The sequence below is a fragment of the Eudoraea sp. genome, assembly GCF_049665975.1.
Classification (GTDB): Bacteria; Bacteroidota; Bacteroidia; order Flavobacteriales; family Flavobacteriaceae; genus Eudoraea.
Window position 1 is genome coordinate 1 of record NZ_JBATGR010000481.1, and the last position, 7,838, is coordinate 7,838.

Sequence of the window (7,838 nt, forward strand, 5' to 3'; positions counted from 1 at the left end):
ATCTAAAAAAAGAACCAAAAGTGAAATATGAAATAAGGACAGCTGAAAATGACAGAATAAATATCTTTTGTTTTCTAAATATCCAGTAAAAAATAAATGGAATGTTGATGATAAAAATTATTGGAAAGAACAAACTCAAAAAAGCTAGAGGAAAGAAGGTCTTTACGGAAATATAAGGTGCAAGACATGACAATAATAGAGCTACACCAATTATCAAGTTTAAAAAAAAAACTACCTTGTCAATAAATGATAATTCTCTCACAGTCTAGTCATCTTTACCTGCCTTAAATAAGAAATCTTTTTCTGATTTGGATAGGCTTTCATAGCCCGATTTACTTATTTTATCTAGGATGGTATCAATCTTGCGTTGTTTACTTTCCCTGTCGTAATTTGCATTTGAAACGCCCTTTCCTTTTGCTCTTCTATATACAGTTTTTAAAGGCGCCTTTTTCTCCTTCTTCTTAAAAAGACCTTCAAGACTTTCCAACATTCTTGTAAATCCTTCTCCAATGTCCCTTCCTTTTAAAAGCTGCCTGGCATAAACATATCCCAGTAAAGCTCCTCCTAAATGAGCAAGATGCCCACCTGCATTTCCACCGGATGGTATCTGAATTAAATCTACCAAAACAAAAAAAGCTCCAATATACCACAACTTTACATTGAAAATAAAGAGCCTTACTTCCTGGTTAGGAATATAAGCACATACAAAAATTAAAACGGCAGTCACACCAGCAGATGCACCAATTAGGGCTGTATTGGTGACCAGGAGAGCGGGAAATACATTATAGCTTAATAAAAAGATTAATCCTCCCAAAATGACACCCAAAAAATAAACGCTTATGAACTTTTTAGGGCCAAAAAGATTAAGAAATATTCTTCCTGAGAAATAAAGCATTATCATATTCCAAAATAAGTGCCAGATATCCCCGTGAAAAAATGAATAGGTAACAAGAGACCATGGTTGTGAAATAAAGTCGATAAAATCTTTAGGCAATTCAAACCAGCGGATCAATGAATTGGAAGGCATTCCCATTAAGAAAGTAAATAATCCGTTTACAATAAAAACAAATACGTTTACTGCAATTAATTTTTCTGCTATACTTAGCCGTGCAAATTGATATTTTAAATTTCCAGAATTCATTCTAGTCCCATCGATTTTTATTATCCTGATTTTTTTTCCAGTACCACATCATTAGAAATCCAAAAAGGGCTCCGCCTACATGGGCAAAATGGGCAATTCCATCGCCAAATATGGAATATCCGGTAACTCCCGAGAACAGGTCCAGACCTATTAATACAGGAATGAAATATTTAGCCTTAATGGGAACAGGTAAGAAGATAAGGAATAATTCACTATTTGGATAAGACATTCCAAAAGCCACCAATATTCCGTAAATAGCTCCCGAAGCACCTACGGCGGGCGTATTATAAGCACTTAAAAAATTATCTATAACACTACGCGGCGCATAATTATACCAGTCTGGACTATATTGGCCACCCGCAATAATTTCCATAATCTGGCTTTTGGCTATTCCTGAATTCACAAGGGCCTCAATCCCCTGATTAAAATAATAATAATTTACACCTGAATGTATAAGTGCCGCCCCAATTCCAGCTGAGAAATAGAAAAACAAAAACTTATTCCGACCCCACATTCGCTCCAATGGCGTGCCAAAAGCCCAGAGCGCATACATGTTAAATAAAATATGCATAAATCCGCCATGCATGAACATATGGGATAAAATCTGCCAAATTCCAAAATTCTCATTCTCCGGAAACCACAATGAAAACCATTGATACATTTGATCTCCAAATAAATTGGTCGCCACGAAGAACAACACATTGACAATTAGTAGATGCTTTATAGCATCAGTTAGTTTTCCCATCTAAATAAATTTATTTTCAATATCACGCTCTGTTACCGTAACGTAAATTAATTTGTTAAACGGACTTCGATTAGTTTCCTTACATGCAAACAATGCATTTACCAAAGCCTGTTGTGACTCATTATCCAATATTTCTCCCGTTTTTACAGCCAAAGATTTACAAAGTGCTTTTGATAATACCTCAGACTGAGTAAATCCGCTCCCATTAATCTCCAACTGATAATCAGATATTAATTGATCCAGTATAATACCTATTTCACTCTCATTAATAAGCTGGGGAATTCCGGTTATTTGGAGTTCATCCTGAGTAAAAGGACCGAACGCAAAACCCAGAGAGGTTAAACTACCTTTAATTTCCTTAAGAATCGCCAATTCTGTCTTTGAAAAAATGAATGATATAGGAAAAAGTAGTTGCTGGCTTAAAGTTTCCTTTACTGTTATACTTTTAAGAAATTTTTCATATAACACTCGTTGATGTGCACGTCCCTGGTCTATAATAAGCATCCCAGATTTTATGGTCGTTACTATATATTTCCTTCGAAGCTGAAATGTGGTTGCCCCTATTCCAACTAATTCCTGCTCTTCCTCAAATATTGAACCTGTGATAGTGTCAGATTCAAAATGTACCGAACTAAAATCCTCACCCCTGCCAACTTTTGACTCCAAACCTACATACATACTTTCCCAATCCCCAGGTGATTGCCTTGGAAAGGACTTTTTGGTGCCATTCTCAAATCCGCTTTCCTTAAATGGATTATAGCCAGGATCAATAGTAATACCAGGCTGTTGTACCTGCATATTTGATAGTACATAAGGTGTGTCTAAATTCTGATCTTTGTCAAAATCTAAAACCGGACTTACATTAAACTGTCCTAAGCTGTGCTTTATTGTTGATTTGAGTATAGCGTATAAGGTATGTTCATCATCAAACTTAATTTCTGTCTTTGTAGGGTGTATATTAATATCTATTGATGATGGATCAACCTTGAGATATAAAAAGTATCCCGGACTTGTATCTGGTCTCAACAGCCCTTCAAAAGAAGCCATAACCGCATGATGGAGATACGGGCTTTTTATAAACCGATTATTCACAAAGAAAAACTGCTCTCCCCTGCTTTTTTTAGCGTATTCCGGTTTGCAAATAAAACCTGATATCTTTACCACCTGGGTTTCTTCCTCTACAGGTACTAATTTTTCTTTTGTTTTAATCCCAAATATATGAACAACTCGCTTTTTTAAATTCGTTGAAGGTAAGTTAAAAAGCTCACTGTTATTGTTATAAAAATAAAAGTGTACCGAAGGATGTGCTAGGGCTACCCGGTGGAATTCATCAGTTATATGACGTAATTCTACCTGGTTGGACTTTAAGAATTTTCTCCTTGCCGGGATATTAAAAAAGAGATTCTTTACAGATACAGATGTTCCTTTAGGTGTTACGGTAACTTCTTGGGATAACATCTTACTTCCTTCAATTTTAATAAGCGTACCGACTTCATCACCTGCCGGACGGGTATTCATTTCAACATGCGCTATAGCAGCAATAGAGGCCAGGGCTTCTCCACGAAAACCCTTTGTGTCCAGTTGAAATAAATCCTCTGCACAATTGATTTTAGAAGTGGCGTGCCTTTCAAAACTCAATCTGGCATCGGTTACACTCATACCCAATCCGTCATCAACAATCTGGATCAGGGTCTTTCCTCCTTCTTTTACTATTAGTTTTATGGTAGTGGCTCCTGCATCAATGGCATTCTCCAGCAACTCTTTCACCACAGAAGCCGGGCGTTGAACTACTTCACCAGCAGCTATCTGATTGGCCACATGGTCTGGCAAAAGTTGTATAATATCCGGCATTAGTTTGAATAGAAGATTGATAAATCAAAATCGATAATATACAGGAATATAAGGATAAGGATAGCGATTATAACAAGCATTCTTAATTTTAAATTTCGGTCGCCAGCTTTCTTGATATCATCCATTGCATTTCTGAACTTCCCCTTTAAACCTCTTGGTGCATCTATTGTAGTGCGATATTTATCAAGTTTTGGCTGTATTTTAAATGGGCTACCCTCACCCTTGTCGTCATAATAACGCGGCGTATAATTATATTTTCTATTCCTTCGAAGTTTTGAAAATTTTCCCATATATCTATCGCTCAAAGTTACTTAAAATCAAAAAACATGAAGATATATCCTTCCCAAAAATTGTTAACAGTTTACAGCATGCCCATTATTAAGAGTACATTAAACAATATAATCCAATTGTGTCTAAAAGTGAATAAAAAAAGAATTAAGTATCAAGAGCAATCAGTTAAAGTAATGCCATTTTAATTGCGGCAATTGCAGCTTCCGTTCCCTTATTTCCAAACTTTCCGCCACTTCTGTCCTTTGCCTGTTGAAGATTATCATCGGTTAATACGCAAAAAATCACGGGGGTATCGGAAATTACATTCAGGTCTTTTATTCCCTGTGCCGTAGCGCTGCAAACAAAATCAAAGTGTTTGGTTTCTCCGCGTATTACGCTGCCCATTGCAATAACAGCATCCGGATTATTTTGCTGTATCATTTTTTTACACCCAAAAGTCAACTCAAAACTACCCGGAACATTCCACCTTAAAATGTTCCCGGGAATTGCACCACAATCCAATAATGCGGCTTCAGCCCCTTTATATAAGTTTTCAGTAATATCCGGATTCCATTCTGAAACAACAATCCCAAAGCGAAGAGTCTTTGCGTTTGGGATTGTTTTCCTGTCATAAACTGACAGATTTTTATTGGACCTAGCCATCTATTTTTTGCTTTTAGCCATTCCTATAAAGGCGTCTATAGTTTGGGCTTCTTCTGAATTTGAAAATTCATCTTTTATTCTCTGGAAATACTGAAGCGCCTTATCATTCTGATTAAGTTCCATAGCAGTAACTCCGGCTTTATAGAGAAATCTTGGAGTCGTATAATCATTTATATTGTGGGCAAATGCCAATTCATAGTAACCTAAAGCATCTGTGGGTTGTCCCAGTTGCATAAAGGCATCTCCAATTCCCCCTTTCGCCAGTGCACCAAGGATGGCATCATCTGAAGAAAAATTTTCCAAGTGTCCGATGGCATCATCATATTGTTTCATGTTCAAATAAGCCATACCAGCAGAATAATTTGCCAGGTTGGCTGCTTTTGTCCCTTTGTATTCATCGATAATATCCAGAAAACCATATTTACCTTCGGCTCCATTTAATGCTAAAGTAAACAGTGAATCCTTTTCCGTTGTAGTATTTAAGGCCTGATCAAAATATTGTTGAGGATAAAAAAGTTCATTAGCAGCATTTGCTTCTTTAGGTTTCTGAATGAACTGATTATAAGAAAGATAGCCCAAAACAGTTATAGCAATGACACCTATCAGGCCAAGGATATAATTTTGATTTTTGGCTACCCATTGTTCTGATCTGGAAGCACTTTCATCCAGGCTGCTAAAAACCTCGGCCGTCGCACTATGCTTAGAATCAAGTTCTCTTTCTTCGGCTTTGTTTTTAGGCTTATAACCCCTTTTCTTATATGTTGCCATCTTTATATTTATTGGTCGCGCAAAAATAAAGTTTTTATCTAAAACCAAAAGCCAAATTATTCGTTATTTTTCGATAATTTGCACCTTCCAAGTTTATTGCCAAATTACCTTCCTAATGTTTCTGAAGAATTTATCACTGGTTAACTACAAAAATTTTGAGGCACAACAATTTGAATTCGATTCCAAAACGAATTGTTTTGTTGGTGATAACGGTAAAGGAAAAACCAATGTACTTGATGCTATTTATCATCTCGCATTTGGCAAAAGTTACTTTAACCCGCTGGCCAGTCAGAATATAAGACACGGAGAGGAGTTTTTTATTATTGAAGGCACTTTTAAACTCAAAGACAGGAATGAAAAGATTGTTTGCAGCCTCAAAAAAGGGATGAAAAAGATCATAAAAAGAAATAATAAAATATATGATCGCCTATCTGATCATATTGGCCTACTACCTTTAGTTATTATTTCACCAGCCGACAGAGATTTAATTCTTGAGGGAAGTGATATTAGAAGAAAATTTTTGGACAGTGTTATATCACAGTCTGATAAGGAGTATCTGCAAACACTTCTGAAATACAATAAAATACTTCAACAGCGCAATACCCTGCTGAAATATTTTGCGGTCAACCATTCTTTTGACCATGCAACAATTTCTGTTTATAACGAGCAGCTAAACGGTTTTGGAGCAAGTATTTTTGAAAAACGGACGGCTTTTATCGAAGATTTCACTCCTATTTTTAAAGAACAATTCTTAGCAATTTCCGGCGGTCAGGAATTGGTTAACCTACATTATGAAAGTAAATTGTTCTCACAAGATCTATTATCCCTCCTTGAAAACAATATTGATAAAGATAAAGCATTGCAATACACCTCCTCAGGGATTCATAAAGATGATCTTCGCTTTGAAATTGAAGATTATCCAATAAAGAAATTTGGTAGTCAGGGGCAGCAAAAATCATTTTTAATTGCTTTAAAGTTTGCTCAGTTTCACTTTTTAAAGGCACATGCCGGTACGACCCCGATAATGCTTTTGGATGATATCTTTGATAAATTGGATGAGAGCAGGGTAAAACATATTATAACCTTAGTTGATGCTGAAAATTTTGGGCAAATATTTATTAGTGACACTCATCCAGAGCGGACGGAAAATGTTGTGAAATCTATTCATCAATCCTATAAAATTTTTAAATTGTAGTATGCGTAAGCTGGTCTCATTGCTTTCATTTATATGCTTTCTGGCGTGTTCTGAAAAAATATCCGTTTCAGATTTAAATCATATTAGCGGATATTGGGAAATTAAAGAAGTTAAATTTCCTGATGGAGAAAGCAAAGAATATGACGTAAACATGACTATTGATTATTTTGAATATAATAATAAGATAGGTTTTCGCAAGAAAGTACAACCCAGATTTGACGGAACTTATAATACTTCCAATGATGCAGAATCATTCCAAATAATCGAAAGAGATGGTTTTTTTTGGATGCGTTACCAGAATGACTTAAGTTCATGGGAAGAGCAAATAACTGAGATTACTAAAACCAATATGGTTCTCAAAAATAAAGAAGGCCTATCTTATCATTACAGAAGGTTTGTGCCAATCAATGCAAAAAAGTAATGGCTAAAGAAAAAAATCTACATTCTCTGAGTGAAGCTTTGAATGCATTTATTAAAGAAAATAAATTGCAGAAAGGCATAGATAAGGTAATGGTCAAGAAAGCCTGGGAGAAGATAATGGACAACGGAGTGAATAACTATACTACCGCAGTAGAGCTACGAAATGATACTCTTTTTGTCTCACTTTCATCTTCTGTATTACGAGAAGAACTAAGTCATGGTAAATCCAAAATCATAGATATGATCAATGAAGAATTGAAAAAAGACCTTGTCAAAAATATTGTATTAAGATAACCGGTAAGTTTTATTTATGTTTTTTTTGTACTATTGGCTTTAGTAAATTTCCCTGCCTGAAAAATGGAAACTTCCTTCTATAGCAGCGTTTTCATCACTATCTGAACCGTGTATTGCATTCTCACCTATATCTTTTGCGAATAATTTTCGAATAGTTCCTTCAGCAGCTTCCATAGGATTTGTAGCCCCTATTAAGGCTCTAAAGTCATCTACTGCATTATCTTTCTCTAAAATAGCAGAAACAATTGGTCCTCTGGTCATAAACTGAATCAACTCACCAAAAAATGGTCGGTCACGGTGAATGTCATAAAACTGCTGGGCATCACGCCTGCTCAACTGAGTATATTTCATAGCTATGATCTTAAAACCTGCAGATGTGATTTTTTCTAAAATGGCTCCAATATGTCCATTTTCAACCGCATCTGGTTTAATCATTGTAAAAGTTCTGTTAGCTGTCATTTATAAAATTTTGGGCAAAAATACATTTTCTT

At 35.6% G+C, this 7,838-nt stretch carries 10 protein-coding genes; 3 read left to right on the forward strand and 7 right to left on the reverse strand.

The window, feature by feature from the left end:
- Positions 1–265: 265 nt before the first annotated feature.
- The 6 genes from WBN20_RS15480 to WBN20_RS15505 all read right to left on the reverse strand — a co-directional run bounded on the left by WBN20_RS15480 (position 266) and on the right by WBN20_RS15505 (position 5,438).
- Positions 266–1,141, reverse strand: a complete 876-nt coding sequence (locus tag WBN20_RS15480) for a rhomboid family intramembrane serine protease (RefSeq protein ID WP_424282335.1) — start codon at positions 1,139–1,141, stop codon at positions 266–268.
- Position 1,142: 1 nt separating this feature from the next.
- Positions 1,143–1,886, reverse strand: coding sequence for a rhomboid family intramembrane serine protease (locus WBN20_RS15485; RefSeq protein WP_424282336.1), 744 nt, complete (start codon positions 1,884–1,886; stop codon positions 1,143–1,145).
- Positions 1,887–3,737: a DNA mismatch repair endonuclease MutL gene (gene mutL, locus WBN20_RS15490; protein WP_424282337.1), complete on the reverse strand. Its 1,851-nt coding sequence runs from the start codon at positions 3,735–3,737 to the stop codon at positions 1,887–1,889. It lies immediately after the preceding gene.
- Entirely contained in the window at positions 3,737–4,027 is a 291-nt protein-coding gene (locus WBN20_RS15495) for a riboflavin synthase subunit beta (RefSeq protein ID WP_424272959.1), read from the reverse strand. The genes mutL and WBN20_RS15495 overlap by 1 nt, the downstream gene beginning before the upstream one ends.
- A gap of 166 nt (positions 4,028–4,193) precedes the next feature.
- Entirely contained in the window at positions 4,194–4,670 is a 477-nt protein-coding gene (ribH, locus tag WBN20_RS15500; RefSeq protein WP_424282338.1) for a 6,7-dimethyl-8-ribityllumazine synthase, read from the reverse strand.
- Complete coding sequence (locus WBN20_RS15505; protein WP_424282339.1) at positions 4,671–5,438, reverse strand: tetratricopeptide repeat protein; 768 nt, start codon at positions 5,436–5,438, stop codon at positions 4,671–4,673.
- A gap of 115 nt (positions 5,439–5,553) precedes the next feature.
- Between WBN20_RS15505 and recF the strand changes: the two genes are divergently transcribed.
- The 3 genes from recF to WBN20_RS15520 are packed head-to-tail and all read left to right on the forward strand — an operon-like array spanning position 5,554 to position 7,347.
- The gene (gene recF, locus WBN20_RS15510; RefSeq protein ID WP_424274879.1) at positions 5,554–6,633 is read left to right on the forward strand and encodes a DNA replication/repair protein RecF; all 1,080 of its coding nucleotides are present in this window, start codon (positions 5,554–5,556) and stop codon (positions 6,631–6,633) included.
- Between the two features lies 1 nt (position 6,634).
- Entirely contained in the window at positions 6,635–7,054 is a 420-nt protein-coding gene (locus WBN20_RS15515; RefSeq protein WP_424271810.1) for a hypothetical protein, read from the forward strand.
- A complete protein-coding gene (locus WBN20_RS15520) occupies positions 7,054–7,347 on the forward strand; it encodes a DUF721 domain-containing protein (RefSeq protein WP_424271809.1) in 294 nt (97 codons plus the stop codon). Before WBN20_RS15515 ends, WBN20_RS15520 begins: the two co-directional genes overlap by 1 nt.
- A gap of 39 nt (positions 7,348–7,386) precedes the next feature.
- Here the strand turns inward: WBN20_RS15520 and WBN20_RS15525 are convergent, their stop codons facing one another.
- A complete protein-coding gene (locus tag WBN20_RS15525) occupies positions 7,387–7,806 on the reverse strand; it encodes a nucleoside-diphosphate kinase (RefSeq protein WP_424282340.1) in 420 nt (139 codons plus the stop codon).
- Between the last annotated feature and the right edge of the window lie 32 nt (positions 7,807–7,838).

Excerpts from the sequence above, each read along its gene's own strand:
- WBN20_RS15505 (WP_424282339.1), bottom strand. The coding sequence starts at position 5,438 with ATGGCAACATATAAGAAAAGGGGTTATAAGCCTAAAAACAAAGCCGAA.
- mutL (WP_424282337.1), bottom strand. The coding sequence starts at position 3,737 with ATGCCGGATATTATACAACTTTTGCCAGACCATGTGGCCAATCAGATA.
- recF (WP_424274879.1), top strand. The coding sequence starts at position 5,554 with ATGTTTCTGAAGAATTTATCACTGGTTAACTACAAAAATTTTGAGGCA.
- WBN20_RS15525 (WP_424282340.1), bottom strand. The coding sequence starts at position 7,806 with ATGACAGCTAACAGAACTTTTACAATGATTAAACCAGATGCGGTTGAA.
- WBN20_RS15480 (WP_424282335.1), bottom strand. The coding sequence starts at position 1,141 with ATGAATTCTGGAAATTTAAAATATCAATTTGCACGGCTAAGTATAGCA.
- WBN20_RS15515 (WP_424271810.1), top strand. The coding sequence starts at position 6,635 with ATGCGTAAGCTGGTCTCATTGCTTTCATTTATATGCTTTCTGGCGTGT.
- WBN20_RS15485 (WP_424282336.1), bottom strand. The coding sequence starts at position 1,886 with ATGGGAAAACTAACTGATGCTATAAAGCATCTACTAATTGTCAATGTG.
- WBN20_RS15495 (WP_424272959.1), bottom strand. The coding sequence starts at position 4,027 with ATGGGAAAATTTTCAAAACTTCGAAGGAATAGAAAATATAATTATACG.
- ribH (WP_424282338.1), bottom strand. The coding sequence starts at position 4,670 with ATGGCTAGGTCCAATAAAAATCTGTCAGTTTATGACAGGAAAACAATC.
- WBN20_RS15520 (WP_424271809.1), top strand. The coding sequence starts at position 7,054 with ATGGCTAAAGAAAAAAATCTACATTCTCTGAGTGAAGCTTTGAATGCA.